Source organism: Microscilla marina ATCC 23134, from assembly GCF_000169175.1.
GTDB classification, from domain to species: domain Bacteria; phylum Bacteroidota; class Bacteroidia; order Cytophagales; family Microscillaceae; genus Microscilla; species Microscilla marina.
In genome coordinates, this window is sequence record NZ_AAWS01000082.1 from 1 (window position 1) to 22,989 (window position 22,989).

The following is a 22,989-nucleotide window of genomic DNA, read 5'->3' on the forward strand; positions in this document are numbered from 1 at the left end:
GTTACCATAAAAGAATCCTTTGTCTTGTTGGGAAAGGTGTTGGGCGTTGGCTTCATCATAGAATAACCCCGATAGTATTTTCGACATGCGCCTGGGCACCATTAGGTTCCAATAGGCATAACGTGCTCCTGACAAGGCTTCTTGCCACAGGTTTTCGCTCACCGATTGGAAAAGTTCAGGGTTCATATATTCGAAAATATTAGATAAGTTAAACTTATTGAAGCCTTCAAATGCTTTGAAAGCATCCTCGGCAAGCCCGTTGTACACTGTCATTCGGTGGATGCGAGGCTTAATAAGTTCAAAGTTTTCTTTTCTGGCATAATGTGGCAATGCCGTGTTGAATTTACCAGTAAGAATAAACTGCAAAAAATAATTTTGTTGACAAGCTACCGAACTTAAGTGGTCGTTGGCAGTGCTGGCAATAAACGTAGAAACAGGAACCTCTACTTCTTTTAAAAACTGAGGGTCACGCCCCAATCTACCCATTACAAATCGGCTAAAGAATATCTTGAATAATAGCCGCCACCTGCGATTGTTCCACGAAGCATTGAAATATTCGGCTTGTTCGTTGGCGCTTTTTAACTCAAACAATCGCCTGATGCGTTTCTTGGTATGAATAAGCGGTAAAACCTTTTTATGAAATAGTTTGAAGTATTTTTCAAACTTCCCTTGATAAATAATGCCTTCTTCTATTTCTTGACGCCTGTTTGACCAAAAGCTCGCTATTTCGCTCGAAAGCTCACTTTTTACCGTCTGGAAAAGCTCCCAACGTTGCTCACATTCTTCAAACCCCAGAAATTGTAAAAACTCTTGGTGATTGAGCGTAGCAATTGCCGCTTTTTTTAGTTCAATCAAATTGAGCTGTACTGGGTTAATGTCTACTGCCACTACCAGTTCAGCGTCTTGGGCAAGCATAGAAAAACTATTGTCTCCTGCCGATCCTATAGACAATACCCGGTCGTCGTTACCTACCTGTAGGGCGTCTAACAAAATGTCTGCGTCTTCCCAACAATTGGCGTAACGTATGTAATCGTGCCTGACTTTTTTTAACTGTTCACTCATTGCTCTATAATTTTAATTTTGCCTGTACTTCCATCCATCAATACTTCATCGCCAGACTTTAGTGTGCGCAAAAGCCCGGTAACACTTACTATACAAGGAATCCCCATCTCGCGTGATACTATAGCCGAATGGCTTAGCAAACTTCCACGCTCTACTATAATAGCCGAAGCCGTAGGAAACAAAGTTACCCAGCCCGGATCGGTGCTCGAAGTCACCAAAATATCCCCGTTTAGTGAGTCGGTTTCGTTCGGATCCATCACTACCCTTACCTTTGCCTGCACAATGCCAGGGCAGCAACCAATGCCATTTAGATCTTGTTCGGCATCTTCTATTTTTTCCAGCGAATAAATGTATTCGTCTGTAAAGTTATGTCCATAAGTAAAAAAGCGTTCCTGAGGAGGTTTTTGAGTTTTATATGCAGCAAACTCTTTTTTGCGGGCAACAATGTGTTCTTTTAAGCTTTCGCTGAAAGGAGTTTTTTCCAAAGACTTAATCTCAGCAAGTTCTAGATAAAACACATCTCTTGGATCTTGTAAATGCCCGGCAGCGTGTAATTTTTTGCCCAACGCTGAGAACATTCGTCGCACCATGCCAAAGCCCTTGGTTCTTTCGTAGCGCAGGTTTTCGCGGTTGCTTACCAAGTCACGCGCTTTGTTGAGTACATATTTAAACCACCAACGCTTAACACCTTTACCCTTAAGTGCACCAAATATTTTCTTTTCGGCTGCTTCTCTCAGTTCTTCTTCAATGTTAGACTCGCTTCTTTTTTGGGTAATGCCCTGTGCCACATAAGACTTGATGACCTTGACAAATAAGGCAGGTTTTTGGGCATAAGATATAGTTTCGAGCTTAAGTTCACCCACACAGCGATTGCCAAATAGTTGGATGTATTCTTCCAGTTTTTGTTTGATAGCTGGAAAAGCCCCATTGCAGAACTCCGCCCATATCTCATCGGGCGTTTTGTTCATGAAAAGTGCTTTGGCTTCCTTATTTTGATTGACCAGCGCGGCTATAGCTATGCTTCGGTGAATGGGTTCTACCGAAATAATATCCTGGCTTCCGCACAACAAATCGTTGTGAATGTTGGGCTGGTCAGGGCAGTATTTAATGGCTTGTTTTTCAAGCATTCCAAACCAAATCATAGCAAAAAAATCATTGACCAGGGGTGCTTTCCAACGCATCAACAGCGATGATTCGAACTTATTATAGTGAGCAATGATTTGAGCTGGAGTCAATGCATCAAAGTCAATAGCATCATACGATGCCATAATAGACTTGAGTTGGCTCAAAAACTTTCTTCTTTCCCTGGGTAGCCCAAATTGTTTCTGAATCATCTTTATTCCCATCGTCAGCATTCGCCAACGTGCTCGCCCCTTGCTCATTCCAAAGTCATCTTCCAGTTCAAAGCGTTCCTTTACCCCCATCATCCGCTCCATGTTTTCAGCATTGATAGAGTAACCAGGCAGCATTGCCAACATCTTATACCAGTTGAGCAAATTATAATATACCCTGCCCCGTACCAGTCCCAACGTATTGGCAAACACCTCTTCGTGGCGGTTAATTTCCTTATCGGTCACTCCCATAATGCCTACAAACTGGCGGTATACCATTTCGTACATTTTTATAATAAATGAAAAGGTAAGGGGAGTAGTAATGCCCGGGTAAGACTCTATAATGTTGCTGTTGTCCCACAAAATATATTCACCTTCTGGTTTGCTTCCGGCGGCAGTAATAGGACGGGTTTGCAACAAGTATAATTGGTTATTTGCATAAGCAAATTCAATGTCTTGTGGGGTGCCCAAGTGTTCGTCCAAACGATCCAACAAAGCCGCTATTTCCTTCAGTTCGGTATCTTGCAAAGTAGCCAAATCACTTTTAGTGGCATCTAAGGGGACTTTTTCTATACCACTGCCTGCTGGTTTTCTTAACAAAGCGTGGGTTTTATGCGCCAATTGAGTATCAGTGCCTTTTGGCGAAAGCGTAAACGTATCAGCGTCCAGTTCGCCCGATACCAGCCCTTCGCCCAACCCATACACTGCTGAAATTACCTTACTTTCTTTATCGCCCGATACTGGGTTCATTCCAAAGGCAACTCCAGCAACTTCGGCAGCTACCATTTCTTGTACAATGGCACCAATACCTAACTGTAGTGGTAAGTTATTTTCCTCACGGTAAGTCATCACCCTATCAGATACTACCGATTGCCAAATGGCCTTGATTTTCTCAGCCAATTGGTCAAATGATACATGCAAAAAGGTTTCGAACTGCCCGGCAAAAGAAAATTGGCTACCATCCTCATCTATAGCTGATGAACGTACTGCATAAGTTTTATTGGCGTAGTTGTCGCCAAAGTAGGCTTGCAACGCCGTCAACACCTCTTGTGGTACCACGAGTTGTTCAAATTCAGCTTTGATACTGGCTTTGTCGGTTTGCCCAGACAATTGATCAAGCAAAACAACCTGAGGCACTACTGCCCAAGCTGGTACTTGTGCACCCATTTTTACCAAACGAAGTAAATTACTAGCTTTGCCTCCGATGCCTTCTGGGGCGGTTTTTTCTATACTTGGAATAAATATCATGACAATAATCCTTTCAACATTGGAATGCCGCCCAAGGCGAGGTACATCAATATAGTCCACAGTGCGGTGGTGTATTCTATGTATTTACTTTTTTTGGCAGTAGGCGTTTTTAAAAAAGACCAACCTGGCAGTGAGCATAACACAAAGCATACGCCCAAAATAAGGATTGCCCAACTGCTGTAATTGGCATAATAAGATGCCCCAATGGCTAACAACATGGTGGTAAACATGAGCCCTATCCATATCAAAGTGCCTCCACGGGTACCATATAGCCCAGTATAAGACACTACGTTGGGTTCTTCGCCTTCAGGTGTTCTTATCTTACGCCCAAACTCTAGTACCAAACCGTTGGTATACGATACGGCAAAAAACCAGGCAAGCCCCCAGTGTGGATGCCCCCCCCCCAACAACCAATCTAAACCACTGGCATAAATGTCAATTAATGGAATAATGACCATGTGTGAGGTAATGTATATGATTTGGCGTTTTTTGAGCCACTCAGGTACAAAAAACTCTACTCCCATCAAACACAAATACAGGAGCACAATCACATACAAATAGAGCATTTGTAATTGGAAAATAGCAATGACTGCTATTTGGGTAATCCCTACTACCAAACCTATTATTTTGAGTTCCTGAAGCGACATTAGGCCACGAGGTACAGGCAGGTAAGTACGGTATTTTATATCATCTTCATGGTCTTTGAATTCGTCGAATATTCTGACCAAAAAGAAAAGGGTCACAGTGGCAAAAACGCCAATAAAAAAGTCTGACCAATTGATAAAACCTTCTTTTCCCCGACAAATTCTTGAATAAGATACAGCCGAAAATGTGAAAGCCGAAATCATAATTCCGTGGGCAATAAAAGGAAATCTTTCTTTTTGATAAATTAAAAAACGTTTAGCAAACGGTAGATAGTTTTCTTCAGGGTTACTCATTATTTTCTTCCCAATTTTTGGTGAGCATTAGTAAAATGGTCGGCAGACATAGCCGAAGCAATTGATATTTCGCCAGCGAGTGCTACTGCACAACAGATTTCAGCAAACTTCTTGGCTTTGTTGGCGCCAGCACAGCCCAACATTTCAAGGCATTCTTTTTGGGTAGCAAGTGAGGTGCCTCCACCCACTGTACCCACAATAAGCGAGGGTAAAGTAACCGACACATATAAATCTCCATCAGTGTTAGTTTCCATTCGGGTAAGTCCAATAGATGATTCAGAAATACAGGCAACGTCTTGCCCACAAGCAATAAACAAAGCCGTAAGTCCATTGGCCACATGTCCTTGCGCACCAATGGCTCCACTTTGGATCACACCTAAAGTAGATGATTGCCAATATTGAGCGATTTTCTCGGGGGTGGTTTTTAGTACCTTATCTACTACAAAACGGGGGATTACAATCTCAGCAGTTACTTTTTTGCCTCTTACATTTACAAACGATAGCGTAGTCGCCTTTTTATCTCCTGAATAATTGCCCTCTATGTACCACTCAAGCGGGGTTATATCAAAGTTTGCCAAAATGTATTTGCATATTTTGTCGGTGCAAATCGTCACCATGTTTTGTCCAGCTGCATCTCCAGTAAGGTACTCAAAGGTAAGAATCACACTGTTGCCCTCTATATTGGCTTTGAGGTCGTTGAGCTTGGCAAAACGACTGGTACTTTCTACAATTTCTGTAAATTTATCCATGCGCTGGTATACCCACTTGATAAATAGTCCTACTGTTCCCAGGTTATCAAACTTAAAGAAAGGACTACGTTGCACACCTTCTATCAAACATACCGAAGTAATGCCTCCGCTCAAACGGCAAGCTTTCATTCCTCGGTTATAGGAGGCAATCAGGGCGCCCTCAGTGGTAGCAAGTGGTACAAAAAAGTCGCCTTGAGCTTCTGAGCCTTTTACCAACAAAGGACCTGCTAAACCCACTGGCACTTGTGCCATGCCTATAAAATTTTCAATGTTGCCTTTAAGCGATTCTGGACTTTCTAAACCAGAGTGGCTAGTTAACCGATCTACTGAAACTCCTTGCTCAGCAAGGAAGCTCAATCTTGCTTCTAAGCCTTCGGTAGTAGCTGAACCGTTAAAACTTTTTCGGTCTAACTTGTCAATTTCTTCTTGGGTCAACGGAGCAATTTGCTGTGTATACGCCTCAATACTTTTTACTTTTTCTATTTGTTCAAGTACCTTTTTTACGTGTTTATGGCTATAAGACATAAGTAGGATGTTAAGTTAAACCAACAAAGATAAAGCATACATTTATAAGAAAGTGTGTCTATAAGTGCTTACGTTTTAAACTTCCTTTTTTTGTACTATACTTTGTTGAAAAATTTTGATGACTACCGCATATGAGTAGGGGTTTATAGTCAATACGAGACAGGAGTAAAAAGTTTAACTGAGTCAAGTTGAAAAATTATGGTATTTGTTTAAGTTGGGATTGTATATTACCTTAAAAAAGATATTTTTGGTGGGAATTAAGAATTTAAAGGTATTTTATTGCATAATTTACTAATTAAATTGTAGTAAATGTGTTTTTATGCAAGATATTTAATAAGTGTGCTTGTGTCAGTTTATTGACCATTTGCCTAAAAAAACAACGAGTTGATTGGTACTATTTGTAGAAGTTTATAGAAGGATTTGTGAATTTGAAAGCGCTCTGGATGTAACTTTTTTAAAACATTTGAATAAAAAATATTCTGTATTTTTTAAGGTTTTGCTTTTTTGACAATCCAGAGTGAGTAATAGTACTTAAATTAGGTTTGGGTGTGTAGTTTTGAAGTGCCAATGTATTATCAAAAACTATATTTGGGTGGCAAATGAGACCAGCCAAGGATATACAATGGGTATAATATAACGCTTACTTTAAGCCTTCAAGGTCAGGAATTACGATTTCGTTGCGTGAGTAAATCAGGCGATTTTCTTTTTTGAGTTGGTTAAGAATAGAGGTAACTGTTTGGCGGGTAGATCCTGTCAGATGAGCAATGTCTTGATGGGTAAGGTAGTTACGTGTCGACCACAGCTTGCCTTGTGCTTCTCCATTGTCTTGAACAAATTTTTTAAGAAAGTGGATCACCCTGGTACGTACATCCTTAAAAATGAGATGATTGTAACGATTCTCAAGGGTTTTGAGCTTATTACCTACCTTTTTGGTAAATTTCAACGAAATAGAAGGGTTTTTAGTCAGTACTTTCTCAAAGTTTTCGAGGGTGAAAGTGCACATTACTGCTTCATCAGTAATTACTTTAGCATATTCTGATGTTTCCCCGTCTGGTGCTTCATCCAAAGCAATTTCGCCAAATATATCTCCTTTTTGAATAATATCTTTAGTCACTTCGTTGCCATCAGCGTCCTGACTGATGATTTTGAGCATGCCTTTTTTGAGAAAATAAATGCGTTTGACAGGCTCGTGGGTAAAAAATATGTCTTCATTTTTGATGGCTTTTTTAAACCCAACCCACACACATAGCTCTTGGTATTTGTCATCAGTAATCTGTGAAAATATTTGATGATTACGCAAGTACCAATATTTAACATCTTGTTGCATGATAATAGAGGACTGACTAAATGAAGTAGGGTGAATGAGTCTTTTATCAAATATAGCGAAAGTAAAGGCACAAAAAAAGCACAGTTTGTTGAAAAACTATGCTCCCTGTCTTATTTTATGGAATGTAATCTGGAGGTATGGTTATTTGTAACCTACCCTCAGATAAGGTATCTCCAAATTAAACTTAGTTGGCAGAAACAGGCTCAACTACAACAAAAGAACGATCACGTTGTCCTTTTTTGAAGTGAACAGTACCTTCAACTAATGCAAATAAGGTATGGTCTTTTCCCATTCCTACATTTTTGCCAGGATGGTGTTTAGTACCTCTCTGACGTATAATGATGTTTCCAGCCTTTGCAAGTTGGCCACCAAAGATTTTAGTCCCTAGTCGTTTACTTTCCGACTCGCGACCGTTTCTAGAACTACCAGCTCCTTTTTTATGTGCCATAGTTTTATAAAATTTAAAATATTTTTAAGATTTTTTCTTGAAATCTGTATTTGTTGGGAAACCCCAACAAACAGCAAAAACGAGGATAGCTTATGCTGTGATGTCCTCGATTAATACTTTACTCAAGTACTGACGATGTCCGTTGGCTTTCTTATAGCCTTTGCGTCTTTTCTTTTTAAATACGATTACCTTGTCGCCTTTTACGTGCTCCAAAACTTTACCAGATACCTTTGCACCATCTACTACGGGAGCACCAATTTTAACATCTCCGTCATTGTCTACCAACAACACCTTGTCAAAAACTACCGCTGAGTCTTGCTCATCTTGAAGACGGTGAGTATATACGTATTGGCCTTTCTGCACTTTAAACTGCTGACCTGCGATCTCTACAATTGCATACATTTCTCTCTACGATTTATTATAACTGCAAAACAGACCGCAAATTTAGCCTTTAATTTTCGAAATACAAACGTTTTGCACGAATCCATTGTATAAAAGTTGGATAACTGGAAGATATTTTTATCAGGTAAAGACAAAACCAAGTACATAGAAATGGAGGAAATAAAAAATAAAAAAATTCCCTTTTGACAGCCAATCAGTTAGGGCTTCATCCCTTTACCTACCTTGTATTTCTTGTTCATTCTTCTCACTTTTGTGGTATAAAAACACCCCAGCAACGCCTTGCTTTATCAAGGTGTTATTAATCTTTTGTATCATTCCTGAGTTATTTTATAGCTGTTATTTGGGAGTTTCTGTTTTTTGATAAAATGGAGATAACATTTTGCTTTGACAATGGTTTGATGCATAAATCAAGAAATTTTATATCATAAAAAATAAAGAAAATGAGCAATACTGTCAGTGAACCTCTATTAGAAAGCGTTGACAACCGCTTTGTATTATTTCCTATTCAACAAAACGATATATGGCAAATGTATAAACAGGCTGAAGCCTCGTTTTGGACAGCTGAGGAGATAGACCTTGCGCAAGACTTGAAAGATTGGGACGAAAAACTGAATGATGATGAGCGCCACTTTATTACACATGTATTGGCGTTTTTTGCGGCAAGCGATGGTATTGTAAACGAAAACCTGGCAGTAAACTTTCTTGAAGAAGTAAAAAGCCCTGAGGCGCGTTGTTTTTATGGTTTTCAGGTGGCAATAGAGAACATCCACGCCGAAACCTATTCTTTGCTGATTGATACTTATATCAAAGATGCTGACGAAAAGCACCGTTTATTTAATGCGCTCGAAACAGTACCTTGTGTAAAGAAAAAAGCTGAGTGGGCGTTGCGTTGGATCGATAAGGGGAGCTTTGCCGAGCGATTGATTGCCTTTGCTGCAGTAGAGGGTATTTTCTTTTCAGGAAGTTTTTGTTCTATCTTCTGGTTGAAAAAACGTGGCTTGATGCCAGGCTTGAGCTTCTCTAATGAATTGATCTCAAGAGACGAAGGTTTGCATTGCGACTTTGCTTGTTTGTTGTACAATAGCTACATCAAAAACAAGTTGCCAAACGAAACTGTAGTATCAATCATTAAGAATGCTGTAGAGATTGAAAAAGAGTTTGTGACCGATGCATTGCCTGTAAAACTGATTGGAATGAATTCTGATTTAATGAGTGAATACATCGAGTTTGTAGCTGATAGGTTGTTGGTAGAGTTGGGTTGTGAAAAACAATACAATACGGCAAATCCATTCGATTTTATGGAAATGATCTCGCTTGAAGGTAAAACCAACTTTTTTGAGAAGAGAGTAAGTGAGTACTCTAAGGCAGGTGTGGCAAATAAGCCTGCTTCAGGGCAAGGTAACCATAGCTTTAGTATGGACGAGGATTTTTAATTGGCAATAGTTATTGCAAAACAAATAATTTAAAAAACGGGTGTTTTCTGTCACAAGAAAACACCCGTTTTTTGTGGGTGCATGTATGATGATTCTGCCCAATAAACCCAAGCAAAGCATTTTTAGCCGCTAATGGCTGTTTGTTGCGTATCACTTAGTACCCTATCCTCTAAGTAAATGCTCTATTTATTTTGGATGAGATTTGTTCTCTGACGAACTTCAAAAATTGAGCATAGCCATAGCTACGCGATATTTTTGAAGTAAAGTCAGGGTGCGAATATCGCCGAAATAATGTGTCAGGTATTTAGAGGTTGAGGTACTAGCCATTCTAATAGTGTCCAATCATTTTGGGCAAGACGTACATTATCTTCCATCAAAATCCATTGATGTTCTATTTGGTGAGTAGGTAAGGCATTGGTGGGGTCTTGTAGGCTCGTGAGCGCTTCTTGACTAAGCGCAATAATATCTTCTAACCTTCGCTGCAAACTATAGCGTAAGCCCTCGGTCAGGGCATTGAGTTGAGCCTTTGCCTCGTTTTGCAGGGGCGTAGTTTGGCTATTCAATGAATGGTTTTTACCTTGCATTGTTCATGTTGTTTGATATGGATACAAAGCCAGCGGGAGAGGTTCCAATTTCTGCCCGTTGGCTATTTCTTCACTCGAAGAAGTGTTACAAATATAATAAAAAGATAATAAAAAAAACCTCATTTTGGGGTATTTTTGTTGCACTGGTACCCATATTTCCTTAAAATAGGGTCAAGTTTATCAATAGTTTTCTTGCTTATCTTTTGATTGTTACGCAAAATCTTATTGAGATAATTATCAGACAACCCCGCATCATCATTTACTCCTCTTACACTCAAGGCTGGTCTTTCCTCAAAAAACTTTTTCAACTCTTCTATGGTCATATTTTTATATGATTTGGTGGTAGAGGTAAAGTTAAGGAATATTTTTTTGGTAATGAGTAAATAGTCTCTAGTGGATGCAATATAAGATCTGATAACCCCCACCGGTAGTATGTAGGGGTAAAAGAATATGGGTTTAGACAACCAGCCACTCTAATAGTGCCCAGTCGTTTTGGGCAAGACGTACATTATCTTCCATCAAAATCCATTGATGTTCTATTTGGTGAGTAGGTAAGGCATTGGTGGGGTCTTGTAGGCTCGTGAGCGCTTCTTGACTAAGCGCAATAATATCTTCTAACCTTCGCTGCAAACTATAGCGTAAGCCCTCGGTCAGGGCATTGAGTTGAGCCTTTGCCTCGTTTTGCAGGGGCGTAGTTTGGCTATTCAATGAATGGTTTTTACCTTGCATTGTTCATGTTGTTTGATATGGATACAAAGCCAGCGGGAGATGTTCCAATTTCCACCCGTTGGCTATTTCTTCACTCGAAGAAGTGTTACAAATATAATAAAAAGTCCGATTAAATCGCACTATGTATCTTCTTTTTTTTCAGCATATCCATATCTTTTAAGCACTGGAAGCAACTTTTCTACAGTCTTTTGGCTCAAAGGTCGTTTGCCTCCTAAAATCTTACCTAAATAGCTGTCAGTTAATCCTGCTTCATTGTTTACTCCATTAATGCTCAATGATGGATGCTCTTCAAAAAACTTTTTTAACTCTTCTATGGTCATATTTTTATATGGTTTGGTGGTAGAGGTAAAGTTAAGCTAAAGAACGATTATTTACGCATTTAGTAGCAGGTTTTGAAACCAAACAAAACATATTGTTGCCTACTACAAGTTTTTGCAAATAAATAATTGAAGTTATGGAGTTTCTATTATATATTTTGAGAAAATTTAATCATCCAATACATTATTACACTATTAAAAAATATACAAATGAAAAAATTTAAAGTAGACAAAAGCCAGGTATTATCTAAAAATGCACAAAAAGAGATTTTAGGAGGTAGACCTGTATTGAGTAGCTGTCCAACAGGGTGTTTCGACCTGTTTTTTTCTGATGCCTTTGGTAACAGGTGTGCTGTTCCTAGCAATACAGGAGAAATTTGTTTTGGACGTATAAACCGTGAGGGTAACTGCTGCTTATAAATCAGTAAGGGTAGTTATCAACAACATATACAAGGCAGGGAGCAATTCCTGCCTTTTTATTGGGACAGCAAGTTACCTTAAGACCAAATGATTATCCAGGCCATCAAAAATGCAGAAAATGAAAAAGTTTAGAGTAGACAAAAACCAAGTACTATCTAAAGATGCTCAAAAGAAAGTTGCTGGAGGGTGGGGTGAAACCTGTATGCCAAGGCATTGTTCTCAAGATTCTTTTTTGGTAGGTGGTGGTGAACATACAGGAGTATGTGCCATTGCTACATCAGCCCCAGGTGGAGGAATTTGTATAGGAGTGATTGAAGAGAACATGTGTTATATTTACTAACGATAAGTGATTCCTGCTTTTTTTATTTGAATGTATAATTACTCTAGGTCTGGGTTAAAAAAACTGTTGATGCCTTTAGGGCCTGTTGTGTAAGTGTCTTTAGGTGAGTAGGTACTGGCTTCTATTTTACCATTTTTATCTTTAGGCTTTCGTTTAACTATTACTATTGTTATGATGCCCAATATCGCAATGATTCCAAAAATTACGTAGATTCCTATATACAACTGGTTTACTTCTGCCTGACTGAGCGCGTAGGTTGTATGAGTGGTAAGTATAAGCAGTAGTGTAATAGTGATAGAGAATGGGCGAAAAATTAAGTTCTTTAGTTTGATCATTTGGGACAAAGTTTTGGTGGTTATGTAAGTTATTACGATGATCACAAAAGGAAGGTTAAGAATACACACATTTGTCAATTATCCCACCCATCTCTAAAGCCACCAATAAAGCCATCTCCACCACTGCTACCTTTGCGATAAGTATCTTTAGGCGAATAAGTCTTCACCTTGATTTTGCCATCTTTTTCTTTTTTGATTACCAACAACCAAACTGCAATAATAAGCCCAATGGTGATCACCACACCTAGAGCCACATAACCAATGATTTTTTGTTGCTCTGCCTGATGTTTTTCCCATTCTTCGGCGGTGTAGTATTGAGCCATTGTCAAGAGTGGCATGAGCAATAGTACAATGGTGAGGAATGTTGTTTTTGTTTTTACTTTAGTTTGAGCCAACATATTTTGCATTTTCATAAATACTTGTTGTATGGGTATACTTACTTATTACTTCAAAAGAGGGAGGAAAGTTGAGGCTAAAGCAAAAAAGACAGGCATTATACCTGTCTTTCTAAAGTTTCAAAGCCAATATTGTGGACTTATAACTTATCCCTTGATTAAACTTGCGCCATCAAAGAATCAAAAGTATCCATTACTTCTTTTACCTTGCCACGAGAAACCTCTAATAGTTCTTTCTCACCAGCATTTAGGTCAAGTTGTATTACTTTCTCGATACCGTTTTTACCCAAGATAACAGGTACGCCTAAGTAACAATCATCAATGCCATACTCACCCTCTAGTTTAGTACAAACTGGGAATACACGACGTTGATCTTTTACTATAGCTTCTACCATTTGAGCAGCCGCCGAACCAGGCGCATACCAGGCAGAAGTACCCATTAGTTTGACCAATTCTCCACCGCCTTTTTTAGTGCGTTCTACAATTGGGTCAAGCTTGTCTTTAGACAACAACTCGGTTACTGGAATACCACCTACTGTAGTATAACGAGGCAATGGCACCATAGTGTCGCCATGACCACCCATCAATACAGCCTGAATGTCTTTAGGAGATACGTTTAGCTCACTTGCTAAGAAAGCACGGTAACGCGCTGTATCCAAAATACCTGCCATACCCATTACTTTGGTACGAGGCAATTTGGCTGTAGTGTGAGCCGCATACGTCATGACATCTAGTGGGTTAGAAACCACAATAACAATGGCTTCAGGAGAGTGAGCAATCACTTGCTCAGTTACAGATTTTACAATGCCTGCATTGGTTGAGATAAGATCATCGCGAGACATTCCTGGTTTACGAGGAATACCAGACGTGATCACAACCACTTCCGAACCAGCCGTTCTGCTGTAGTCATTGGTTACTCCAACTGTACGGGTATCATATAGATTGATAGGAGCTTTTTGCCACATATCAAGAGCCTTACCTTCGGCAAGTCCTTCTTTAATATCTACCAAAACTACTTCGTTGGCAATTTCGCGGTAAGCCAACACGTCGGCACATGTAGCACCAACATTTCCCGCGCCTACAACTGTGATTTTCATATTTTTTGTATAGTTATTTTAATATAAAATTGTCGTAAATCAATGGACAGTGGAAATTCTTTAATTATTCATAAAAATACAAGCATTGTTGTTGGATTTTGTTTGTATTTCAAAATATTCGACTATACTTTTACTTGGGTTAACTTAGAAAAGTACCATTTTTATATTAAAATTTATGGCAAAGATAATTTCCTTTATAAGCCGCAAAGGTGGCACCGGCAAAACTACCAACGCAATTCAAATAGCTACTATGCTGCATAGTTTAGGCTATAAACTGGCTTTGATAGAGACAGATACAAACTATACATTGAGCACTTTGCGTAAAATGGAATTGTTCAAGTCGGGAGCTAAAGAAGGGAGTATTTTCGATATTATAGGTTCAAAAGATGACAAGGTTTTGGCCGATATAGAAGCACTTCATCCAGCAAAGTTAGATTATATTATTATAGATAGCGCAGGAAAAACAACTGACAATAATATCAAAAACCTGGCGGTTCAGAGTGATGCGGTAGTAGTACCTACCAGCCTCACTCAAAACGATGTATTGGTAACTTATCAAACGGTACAAGACCTGAAGCCAGCCCAGGACATTAACAAAAACCTGAAGATTATTGTATTGCCCAATCGGGTTCATAGCAGAACCAGCCCAGCAAATATTCATCGCCAACTGGCAGACCTGAAAACAGTCATTACCGAAAATTTTGTTCCAGCAAAAAACATATATGCTCAATTTAGTACTATTCTGCCCGAAAAACAATACCAGGATATTGCCCGCGAACTGATTGGGATGTTACAATAATTTATCAAGAAGTGATATAAAAATAGTCACAACCATTTGTGGTATCGATATTCATCGGTATCTTAGGACTTGTCGCTTTTATATTTTGCAAATCCCAATACAAAAGACAATTCGACTTAATATTTAACAAGCTAAAATTAAGAAAACATGGCAAAGAAGAATACCCTTGACGACTTGAACGAGTTTTTGAAAGAAACAAAAAGCAGTGAGGAGCAACCTGCCAAGGCTAACAGCAAAGAAGAATTTTTGGCAAAAGAGCCCAAACAATTGGTAGAGGTAAAAAAAGTTGGTGAAACTAATAAAACACCTGTAAAAAAAACTCCCAGCCGCAAACCATCGGCTAAAAAAACGGTGAGTAAGCCAAAAGCAACCGCTAAGTCAAAAACTACTACTGCCAGAAAAAACACTTCTAAAGCTACTGCTACCAAAAAAGTAAGCGAAGCGCTTATCTTGACACAATTAGATGCCTTGGCAAAACAAGAAGATAAAACTATGCGTGAAGTGTGGGCAGGCATTGCCAAAAAAGTAGGAGCAGAGTTTCCACAATCTTCAGAAAGCCTCATAGATGAAGGAGTAGACATATTGGTAGACCTGGCAATGGCTCCAATGAACTTTCTGGTATCTGTGTCTGACCGAATCAATAAAATGTTGTAATAACAATTTTCATTGTACATTTTACAAAGCCCAGTGATGTTTGATAGCAGCATTTGGGTTTTTTTGTGCTTGACTTAACAGCTTTTTAACGTGACCATTTCCCATAACTTGCTAAAACATTTTATACATTTGAAACAAAGACAGTAAACCATCGATTGACCAATTGATATGGAAAAGAATATTGTAGAAGAATTTAATACATACCGTGCCCAAATGAATGAGAAAATTTTGGGAGCAGACAATAAAGTACTCAAGCGTTTGTTTAACCTTGACACCAATTGTTATCAAGAAGGGCAGGTAGACGTAATCACCAAAGAAATGATAGGCATGGCTTGCTCTATGGTGTTGCGTTGCGATGACTGTGTACGTTATCATTTAGGTAAGTGTTATGAGCTAGAGGTAACTACTGAGCAGGTATTTGAGGTGTTTGCTATTGCCAATCTGATAGGTGGTACCATTGTTATTCCACACTTGCGTCGTGCCGTTGAATACTGGGAAACATTGCAACAAAATCAAGGGAAATAAGACATATTAGGGCAGAAGGAGACTTCTGCCTTTTATTACTTGTGAAACAATATGGAAGAAGACGAGAGTAACATAGAAGAACGTTGGCAGGCATTGCTTAACTTTTTGGAAAAAACTATAGGTAAGCGCCCGGCTGATTTGAACGCAGTCATGTTTTTGATTGGGGTACAAGAATTGGGACATGGAGTAAGACAGTTTACCAAAGAACAAAAACAAGACCTGATGCATATAGCTATATGCAGGGTGCTAAGCAAAGCAGGATTTTATGAGCTGGAAGGCTTAGATAAAGATGGTTGGCCACACTGGAAGTTGGTAAAGAAACTGCCCCATGTAGACCTGCTCAATCAGGAACATTTACTCAAAATATACGTATTAGATTACTTTGAAGATGAGGGGATTTTATAAAAAAAGCATCTTATTCTAATACAATCACTCACTGGTTGACAAGCCAATAGTAGCTTACTATAATATGTTGAAAATGAGAGTATTATAGGGTTTGTTAATGCCATTAGTTTAGGCACAACTACAAGTTTTACATGTGTCTCACCACCTTATATTTATAAAAACACCTGATCTAACGATATAATATTCAATGAAAATTATCTCTTACAACGTAAATGGTATAAGAGCAGCTATTCGTAAAGGTTTAGTAGAATGGCTCAAAGCAGCAGATTGTGATGTATTGTGTATACAAGAGCTCAAAGCACTGGAAGAACAAGTAGACACAGCTGAGTTAGAGGCGTTGGGGTATCATTTATATTGGCAACCAGCCCAAACCAGAAAGGGGTACAGTGGAGTGGCTATTTTTAGCCGAATAAAACCTAATAATGTGGTGTATGGTTATGGTGATTACGATTGGCATGACACTCGCTGGATAGATGATGAAGGAAGAATTATCCGAGCTGATTATGATAACTTTTCAGTAATGAGCGTATATATGCCCTCAGGTACTAAACCCGAACGGGTCGTTTTTAAAATGGAATGGAACCTTGCTTTTCAACAATACATTACCGAACTTAAAAAAGTAGTGCCTCATCTCATTATTTGTGGTGATTATAACATTGCTCACCAAGCCATTGATATTCATAATCCTAAATCTAATGCAAAAAGATCAGGGTTTTTGCCTGAAGAGCGTAATTGGCTTACTGATTTTATGGAACTTGGTTTTACCGACTCGTTTCGGTATTTAAATCCAGAGCCTCATAATTATACTTGGTGGAATGTACGCACCAATGCTCGGGCTAAAAATTTGGGTTGGAGAATTGATTATCAGATGATTTCAAAATCCCTAAACGAAAACCTCAAACGTGCCGTTATCTTATCAGAGGCTATGCACTCCGATCACTGCCCAATTTTGATTGAGGTAGATTAGTGAAAACAAAAAATTGCAATAGGTGTAAAAACTTTAGATATATTTTGATATTTTTGTAAATAACCAACAAGATAACACTAAAAAAACATGTCAGATCAAAACGCTTCATTTTCCCCAAGCTCGAAACTAATGACCGAGCTGAAGCGGTACAAAAGCAAGTATTACCTTAACATGTTGTTTAAGGGACTCTTGGTGACTGCCGCTTTACTGCTTACAACTTACATTATAATCAATGCTGCCGAATATTTCGGTAAGTTCAATACCACCATACGAGCTGGCCTGTTCTATACATTTCTGGCAGCCGCTGTAGTTACGCTGATTGCTTGGGTGTTATGGCCTATTTCTAAACTATTGAACATTAATAAACAAATAAGCGACGAAGAAGCAGCCGTTCAAATTGGTAAATATTTCCCTAATGTAGATGACAAACTTTTAAATACTATTCAATTACATAATGCAGCAGATAAAGACAATGCTTTGCTGATGGCAAGTATAGAGCAACGCACCAGCCAGTTGGGTATTGTAAAGTTTACTGATGCTGTGCGTTTTTCTGAAAACCGTCGTTATCTGCGTTATGTAGTACCACCTTTATTGGTTTTATTGCTAATCTTAATTATTACTCCCACATTCTTTTCTGAAAGCTCAGCACGTATTATCAACTACGACAACGAGTATGTAGAACCTGCCCCATTCACTTTTCATTTGGCAAATAAAAATCTGAAAGCGTTTAAAAATGAAGACTTTGTAGTAGAACTAGACTTAAAAGGACGCACTATGCCACCTGATGTGTATTTAGTATCTGGAGGGCGACGCTACAAAATGGAAAAAAGTCGTTATGATAAGTTTTCTTATACTTTCAAAAAAATACAAAAAGCGACTGAATTCAAGTTTGAGTCAGCGGGCTTTAGTTCTCAAAACCACAGCGTGAGTTTGATAGAACGTCCTACCTTATTGTCATTCAGTGCCAACCTAAACTATCCTGCATACCTTAACAAAGCCAGTGAAAACTGGGACAACATTGGTAACTTGGTAGTGCCTGAAGGAACACAAATTCAATGGAATTTTAAAACCAACAACTCCAAAGAGTTGGCTTTATTCTTCAATGAAGGCAAGGATGTAGTAAAAGCTGAAAAAGTAAATCCAAAAACTTTTAAGTATAATCGCAGTGCCCGACGCTCTGAAACATACCAGGTTAAACTCAAAAATGAGTTTAGCGGTAACAAAGAAGATATTAACTATTATATCAATGTAATCCCTGATCGGTACCCAAAAATCAATATCAAAGAGTACAAAGATACCACCATGTACGATTATTTAAGTATTGGTGGAAGTGTATCAGATGATTATGGTTTGTCGCAACTCAAAATGTTTTACCGCATTACCCGTGATGGTAAGCCAGGTAAGCTTCAGGCTGTAGATCTTCAGCTCAACTCAGGACAATCAATTCAGAACTATTATTATCAAATGGATTTGGCTCCAATGAATTTACAACCTGGTGATAACCTTGAGTATTTTGCGCAGGTATGGGACAACGATGGAGTAAATGGAGCTAAAAGTGCCAAAACCACTGCTTTGACATTTAAGATTCCAGGTGAAGAAGAGTTGAAGAAAGAAATAGACAAAGCAGCCGAAAAAACCGAGAACCAAATAGACAAAACGCTTAATCAAGCCCGTAAGCTAAAAGAAAGCATGGAAAACGTGAAAAACCGTTTTCGCAACAAGCGTTATATGGACTATCAGGACAAGAAACAAGTAAAAGAACTGTTGGAGAAGCGACAAGAGTTGATCAAGGAAATAAAAAAGATCCAAGAACAAAACGAAACTACTAATCAAAAGCAAAAGCGTTTCTCGGAAACCAGCCCTGAGGTAAAGCAGAAAATGCAACAACTGAAAAAGTTGATGGATGAGTTGCTGGATGAAGAAACCAAAAAACTTTATGAAGAATTACAAAAACTCTTAGAGCAAACTCGTCGTAATGATCGTATACAGAATATGCTTGATAAAATTCAGAAAAAAGAAGAAAATCTGGATAAAGAGTTAGAGCGTGCTCTGGAAATGTTTAAACAATTAAAGTTTGAACAGAAACTTGACCAAACCTCTAAAGACTTACAAAAGCTTGCTAAGAAGCAGGACAAACTTGCCGAAAAAACCGATAAAAATTTAAAAGATAAGTCTGATAAAAACAACACAAAAGACAACAACAAATCAGACAAAAAAAATGGCAAGAATAAAGATCAGAAGTCTGATAAAAATGACAAGAAAAATTCTTCAGACAAATCTGATAAAAAAGAGAGCAACGAAAGTTTGCAGAAAAAACAAAAAGAGCTCACTAAGAAGTTTGATGAGATAAAAAAGCAGTTGGAAGACCTCAAAAAAATGGATAAAAAACTTGAGTTCCCCAACGATATGAAAGATTTTAAACAAGAAAAAGAGGATATATCAAAAGAACAGCAAAATAGCCAAAAACAACTTCAGCAAAAACAAAACAAAAAAGCCGGTAAGTCACAGAAAAAAGCGGCTAAAAAAATGAAGAAAATGGCACAGCAGATGCAGCAAATGCAACAAAACATGCAGAAGCAGCAAATGCAGGAAAATTTAGACGATTTGCGGGCTATTTTAGAAAACTTGGTTACATTGTCGTTTGATCAGGAAAAGCTTATGAAAGATTTCCGTTCGGTGAGTCTTTCTGATCCCCGTTTTGTAAAACTAGGTCAAAAGCAGTTGAAACTTAGAGATGATGCAAAAATCATTGAGGATAGTTTGAACGCACTGGCAAAGCGAGTATTTCAAATAAAATCATTTGTAACCCGTGAAGTGGGTAAAATGAAAAATTATATGGACGAAAGCACTGACATGATCAAACGACGACGTTTGAGCATTGCCACAGGTAAACAACAGTTTGCGATGACTTCTATGAATAATTTGGCACTTTTGCTAAATGATGTGATGAAGCAAATGCAAAACTCTATGGCAAGTGCTATGTCGAAGCCTCAAAAAGGAAAAAAAGGAAAACCAAAGCCCAACTTGGGGCAATTGCAGAAAAGTTTGAACCAAAAAATTCAACAATTAAAGAAGAGTGGTAAACAAGGGCGAAAACTTTCAGAAGAATTAGCTAAATTAGCAGCTGAGCAGGAACAAATTCGCCAGGCATTAAAAGAAATGCAAAAAAGAATGGGGAAAGATGGTAAAAACGGAAAAGATTTAAGAGAATTGCAAAAGAAAATGGAAGAGGTTGAAAAAAACCTGGTTTTCAAGAATCTTGAGCAAATTACCAAACTTCGCCAAAAAGACATCTTAACTCGTTTGTTGGAGTCAGAAAAGTCATTGCGGGAACAGGGACAGGATAAGGAGCGTAAATCGAAGTCTGCAAAAGATCAAAAAATACGACGAGTGCCACCGGCTCTAAATCAATACTTCAAGAATAAAGCAAAACAAATAGAGCTGTTAAAAACAATACCACCAGCCTTGTCGCCTTATTATAAAAAAGAAGTAGATGAGTATTTTGAAAAAATTGATAATTAGATACTTAATAGTATGACGTCTCTTCAGATAAAAATACCTTCATTGGTAGAAAATATCAGGATTGTCGAAAGTTTTATAGACAATGCAAAAGAAAAGCACAACATTAACGATGACATTTATGGCAACATCATGATTGCCATAACTGAATCGGTTAATAATGCTATCAGACACGGAAATCGTGAAGATAAAAACAAAAATGTGCTGTTGTCTTTAGTACTCAATGACAATCGTGTCAAATTTATTGTTCAGGACGAAGGCCCTGGTTTTGACTATCAAAACCTGGCTGACCCTACTGCCCCCGAAAACCTAAATAAACCCGGAGGACGAGGCATCTTTTTGATGAAGAACCTGTGTGACGAGGTGAATTTTGCTGATGAAGGCAGAAGGGTAGAAATGGTGTTTTATGTGATGTAGGGGAAGCTTTTATGAGCAGTGAATTTGAAGATGTATTGCAATCTTCACAAAATAATGGTAGAGTTTATTTTTTTAGCGAGCAAACCGACTTTGTGTTAAGCAAAGAAGCAGAGGCAATCAAGTGGGTAAACCTTATTGCCGAGCAAGCTAATTATAAAATAAATGGACTTAACTATATATTTTGTAATGATGCCTACCTACACCAAATCAATGTGGAGTATCTCGACCATGATACTTATACCGACATCATCACCTTTGACAATTCTGAAGAAGAGCAGTTAATAGAGGGCGACATTTTTATCAGTATAGATCGAATACGCGAAAATGCCGCCACCTATAATGCTTCTTTCGCTGTTGAATTACACCGTGTGATGGCTCATGGCTTATTGCATTTGCTGGGGTTTGGTGATAAAACTGATGATGAAAAGCTTATAATGCGTACTCAAGAAGACAAAGCATTGACTTTGTGGAGTACTACTTTGTAAGCATAGGCAAATCTGTTGACATGATTGACTTGTTTGGTAAACAAAAACCAAACTATGCCAGTAGTTCTCATTATTCTAAAAAGCCTAATACCTTAGGTTTTTGACATACCTAATTCGCTACCTGTATGACAGGTAACCTTCCAAAATAATATGAAAGCAGCTTCTATCAGAGAGATCAAACATGAGCTAAACAATATGCCTCAGGGTGAATTAATTGAGCTTTGTCTGAAGATGTCAAAGTTTAAAAAAGAAAATAAAGAGTTGTTAACCTATCTCTTGTTTGAAGCGAATAATGAAGCAAATTATATAGAGAGTATTAAAGAGGAAATGGATGTTCAGTTTGCCAACATCAACCTGAAAAGTGCTTATTTTGCTAAGAAAAGTATTCGTAAAATACAGCGAATGGTGAAAAAGTTTATCAAGTACTCTAAACATAAAGAAACAGAAGTAGAGTTGCTGATTTACTTTTGTATTCATCTTAATAAAGTAAATACCTTATTGGGCAAGAGTTTGGCATTACGCAACATTAACCTACGTCAAATAGCGACTATCCGCAAAACCATTACCTACCTGCATGAAGACCTTCAGTATGATTATAAAATAGAGTTAGACGAGATTGCAGCCAAGGTCTAACACCTTGGTTTACTTCATTTTATCGGATAATTTTTTTAGTAGTCAGCAAAAACGCATCTTTATTGAGCAAAGTCTGGGATGAAGAATAGCTAAAAGCTGTTTGAAGAGTTGAGAATAGCAAAGAGGTTGAAGGAGGGCATTACATTAGATTTAATCTGATGGTTGTTCATATAAAGTTTAAGCTGTTGTTTTGATGTGAATATTAATAGGTAAGTTTTCAAAAAACTCTTTAATGTCTTCCCCATAATCTATGATCTCATCATCATCCTGGTTGCATATCCAATTTATTTTGACCAATGTTTTGGTTGCCATATAGTAGCGCTCCAGCATTGCCAAAATCTCATTGAATCTTTTAAAAGAACTTGTATTCAAATAGTTCATCTGAATGTTGAATTCTATGAAACGATTGTTTTGCTTTAAATACCTTTGAAGCCAATCAACTATAGGGTTAAAAAAACGGAGTGTGTCTTCTCCAAACGAATCTCCGGTAATTTCAAATACATTGCTGGAAGTATCAAAAGATACTTTTGGAGAATAATCACCTGCTTCTATAAATAAACTTTTCATCTGTTCAAAAGAATTTGTAAATGTTAAAACTTTAATGCCTGTGTTATATCCTAATGATATGTTACAAAAGTACCATGTTAAAGTCAATAAAAATATTTCAATTTATTTCAAATATATAAGCCGTTGATTGTCAGTTTGTAATGATGTTATAAAAGGGAATGTCCATTCAAGGTTGAAATAAAAACCATTTTGACTAAAGCAAAAACAGGCATTAAGTGGTTACTTAATGCCTGTTTTCTAAGTAGATAAGATTTATCTTCTCAAGAAATAGTTATAATAAGAACATTCTTTAATTACTTTTTGATGATAAGCAGTATTGCTATATTGCTGTTGTAGTA

At 38.0% G+C, this 22,989-nt stretch carries 27 protein-coding genes; 12 read left to right on the forward strand and 15 right to left on the reverse strand.

Going from position 1 to position 22,989, the window contains the following annotated elements; genetic code table 11:
- The 7 genes from M23134_RS35715 to rplU form a co-directional block, all read right to left on the reverse strand.
- Window positions 1–1,062 (reverse strand): DUF3419 family protein (locus tag M23134_RS35715; protein ID WP_002705486.1); only part of this gene is annotated, 1,062 nt, incomplete at its 3' end.
- Window positions 1,059–3,641, reverse strand: coding sequence for a PEP/pyruvate-binding domain-containing protein (locus M23134_RS35720; protein ID WP_002705487.1), 2,583 nt, complete (start codon window positions 3,639–3,641; stop codon window positions 1,059–1,061). The genes M23134_RS35715 and M23134_RS35720, both read right to left, overlap by 4 nt.
- Window positions 3,638–4,579: a UbiA family prenyltransferase gene (locus M23134_RS35725; RefSeq protein WP_002705490.1), complete on the reverse strand. Its 942-nt coding sequence runs from the start codon at window positions 4,577–4,579 to the stop codon at window positions 3,638–3,640. Before M23134_RS35725 ends, M23134_RS35720 begins: the two co-directional genes overlap by 4 nt.
- Window positions 4,579–5,853, reverse strand: coding sequence for a hydroxymethylglutaryl-CoA reductase (locus M23134_RS35730; protein WP_002705492.1), 1,275 nt, complete (start codon window positions 5,851–5,853; stop codon window positions 4,579–4,581). The genes M23134_RS35725 and M23134_RS35730 overlap by 1 nt, the downstream gene beginning before the upstream one ends.
- Window positions 5,854–6,493: 640 nt before the next feature.
- Entirely contained in the window at window positions 6,494–7,180 is a 687-nt protein-coding gene (locus M23134_RS35735; RefSeq protein WP_002705496.1) for a Crp/Fnr family transcriptional regulator, read from the reverse strand.
- A gap of 184 nt (window positions 7,181–7,364) precedes the next feature.
- The gene (gene rpmA, locus M23134_RS35740) at window positions 7,365–7,628 is read right to left on the reverse strand and encodes a 50S ribosomal protein L27 (protein ID WP_045115002.1); all 264 of its coding nucleotides are present in this window, start codon (window positions 7,626–7,628) and stop codon (window positions 7,365–7,367) included.
- Between the two features lie 90 nt (window positions 7,629–7,718).
- A complete protein-coding gene (gene rplU, locus M23134_RS35745) occupies window positions 7,719–8,030 on the reverse strand; it encodes a 50S ribosomal protein L21 (RefSeq protein ID WP_002705498.1) in 312 nt (103 codons plus the stop codon).
- A 440-nt stretch (window positions 8,031–8,470) separates the two neighbouring features.
- Here rplU and M23134_RS35750 point away from each other — a divergent pair, with 440 nt between their 5' ends.
- The gene (locus tag M23134_RS35750) at window positions 8,471–9,463 is read left to right on the forward strand and encodes a ribonucleoside-diphosphate reductase small subunit (RefSeq protein WP_002705501.1); all 993 of its coding nucleotides are present in this window, start codon (window positions 8,471–8,473) and stop codon (window positions 9,461–9,463) included.
- 296 nt (window positions 9,464–9,759) lie between these two features.
- Here M23134_RS35750 and M23134_RS35755 read toward each other — a convergent pair whose 3' ends face one another.
- The 4 genes from M23134_RS35755 to M23134_RS35770 all read right to left on the reverse strand — a co-directional run bounded on the left by M23134_RS35755 (window position 9,760) and on the right by M23134_RS35770 (window position 11,096).
- The gene (locus tag M23134_RS35755; RefSeq protein ID WP_002705505.1) at window positions 9,760–10,047 is read right to left on the reverse strand and encodes a hypothetical protein; all 288 of its coding nucleotides are present in this window, start codon (window positions 10,045–10,047) and stop codon (window positions 9,760–9,762) included.
- A 119-nt stretch (window positions 10,048–10,166) separates the two neighbouring features.
- Complete coding sequence (locus tag M23134_RS40295) at window positions 10,167–10,370, reverse strand: hypothetical protein (RefSeq protein ID WP_002705507.1); 204 nt, start codon at window positions 10,368–10,370, stop codon at window positions 10,167–10,169.
- 133 nt (window positions 10,371–10,503) lie between these two features.
- Entirely contained in the window at window positions 10,504–10,776 is a 273-nt protein-coding gene (locus tag M23134_RS35765) for a hypothetical protein (RefSeq protein ID WP_002705509.1), read from the reverse strand.
- A 119-nt stretch (window positions 10,777–10,895) separates the two neighbouring features.
- The gene (locus M23134_RS35770) at window positions 10,896–11,096 is read right to left on the reverse strand and encodes a hypothetical protein (RefSeq protein WP_002705510.1); all 201 of its coding nucleotides are present in this window, start codon (window positions 11,094–11,096) and stop codon (window positions 10,896–10,898) included.
- Between the two features lie 207 nt (window positions 11,097–11,303).
- Here M23134_RS35770 and M23134_RS35775 point away from each other — a divergent pair, with 207 nt between their 5' ends.
- Both M23134_RS35775 and M23134_RS35780 read left to right on the forward strand, forming a co-directional pair.
- Window positions 11,304–11,513: a hypothetical protein gene (locus M23134_RS35775; RefSeq protein WP_002705512.1), complete on the forward strand. Its 210-nt coding sequence runs from the start codon at window positions 11,304–11,306 to the stop codon at window positions 11,511–11,513.
- Between the two features lie 118 nt (window positions 11,514–11,631).
- Entirely contained in the window at window positions 11,632–11,853 is a 222-nt protein-coding gene (locus tag M23134_RS35780; protein WP_045115004.1) for a hypothetical protein, read from the forward strand.
- A gap of 38 nt (window positions 11,854–11,891) precedes the next feature.
- Here the strand turns inward: M23134_RS35780 and M23134_RS35785 are convergent, their stop codons facing one another.
- From M23134_RS35785 to mdh, 3 genes are all read right to left on the reverse strand, one after another.
- Window positions 11,892–12,188, reverse strand: a complete 297-nt coding sequence (locus tag M23134_RS35785; RefSeq protein WP_002705516.1) for a hypothetical protein — start codon at window positions 12,186–12,188, stop codon at window positions 11,892–11,894.
- A gap of 74 nt (window positions 12,189–12,262) precedes the next feature.
- The gene (locus M23134_RS35790) at window positions 12,263–12,601 is read right to left on the reverse strand and encodes a hypothetical protein (protein ID WP_002705518.1); all 339 of its coding nucleotides are present in this window, start codon (window positions 12,599–12,601) and stop codon (window positions 12,263–12,265) included.
- A gap of 140 nt (window positions 12,602–12,741) precedes the next feature.
- On the reverse strand, window positions 12,742–13,680 hold the full coding sequence (gene mdh / locus M23134_RS35795) for a malate dehydrogenase (RefSeq protein WP_002705520.1): 939 nt from the start codon (window positions 13,678–13,680) through the stop codon (window positions 12,742–12,744).
- 175 nt (window positions 13,681–13,855) lie between these two features.
- Here mdh and M23134_RS35800 point away from each other — a divergent pair, with 175 nt between their 5' ends.
- From M23134_RS35800 to M23134_RS35840, 9 genes are all read left to right on the forward strand, one after another.
- Window positions 13,856–14,479, forward strand: coding sequence for a ParA family protein (locus M23134_RS35800; protein WP_002705522.1), 624 nt, complete (start codon window positions 13,856–13,858; stop codon window positions 14,477–14,479).
- 147 nt (window positions 14,480–14,626) lie between these two features.
- The gene (locus M23134_RS35805; protein WP_002705524.1) at window positions 14,627–15,133 is read left to right on the forward strand and encodes a hypothetical protein; all 507 of its coding nucleotides are present in this window, start codon (window positions 14,627–14,629) and stop codon (window positions 15,131–15,133) included.
- Between the two features lie 168 nt (window positions 15,134–15,301).
- Window positions 15,302–15,658, forward strand: a complete 357-nt coding sequence (locus M23134_RS35810; protein ID WP_002705527.1) for a carboxymuconolactone decarboxylase family protein — start codon at window positions 15,302–15,304, stop codon at window positions 15,656–15,658.
- Window positions 15,659–15,709: 51 nt separating this feature from the next.
- Window positions 15,710–16,063, forward strand: a complete 354-nt coding sequence (locus M23134_RS35815; RefSeq protein WP_002705529.1) for a hypothetical protein — start codon at window positions 15,710–15,712, stop codon at window positions 16,061–16,063.
- A 187-nt stretch (window positions 16,064–16,250) separates the two neighbouring features.
- Entirely contained in the window at window positions 16,251–17,030 is a 780-nt protein-coding gene (locus M23134_RS35820; protein ID WP_002705531.1) for an exodeoxyribonuclease III, read from the forward strand.
- Between the two features lie 87 nt (window positions 17,031–17,117).
- Window positions 17,118–20,552, forward strand: a complete 3,435-nt coding sequence (locus M23134_RS35825) for a DUF4175 family protein (RefSeq protein WP_045115005.1) — start codon at window positions 17,118–17,120, stop codon at window positions 20,550–20,552.
- Window positions 20,553–20,564: 12 nt separating this feature from the next.
- Window positions 20,565–20,966, forward strand: a complete 402-nt coding sequence (locus M23134_RS35830; protein WP_002705535.1) for an ATP-binding protein — start codon at window positions 20,565–20,567, stop codon at window positions 20,964–20,966.
- 11 nt (window positions 20,967–20,977) lie between these two features.
- A complete protein-coding gene (ybeY, locus tag M23134_RS35835; RefSeq protein ID WP_002705537.1) occupies window positions 20,978–21,451 on the forward strand; it encodes an rRNA maturation RNase YbeY in 474 nt (157 codons plus the stop codon).
- Window positions 21,452–21,601: 150 nt separating this feature from the next.
- A complete protein-coding gene (locus M23134_RS35840) occupies window positions 21,602–22,084 on the forward strand; it encodes a hypothetical protein (protein WP_002705540.1) in 483 nt (160 codons plus the stop codon).
- A 177-nt stretch (window positions 22,085–22,261) separates the two neighbouring features.
- On the opposite strand, the gene M23134_RS35845 is transcribed toward M23134_RS35840, so the two are convergent.
- Window positions 22,262–22,651, reverse strand: coding sequence for a DUF1987 domain-containing protein (locus M23134_RS35845; protein WP_002705542.1), 390 nt, complete (start codon window positions 22,649–22,651; stop codon window positions 22,262–22,264).
- Window positions 22,652–22,989 lie beyond the last annotated feature (338 nt).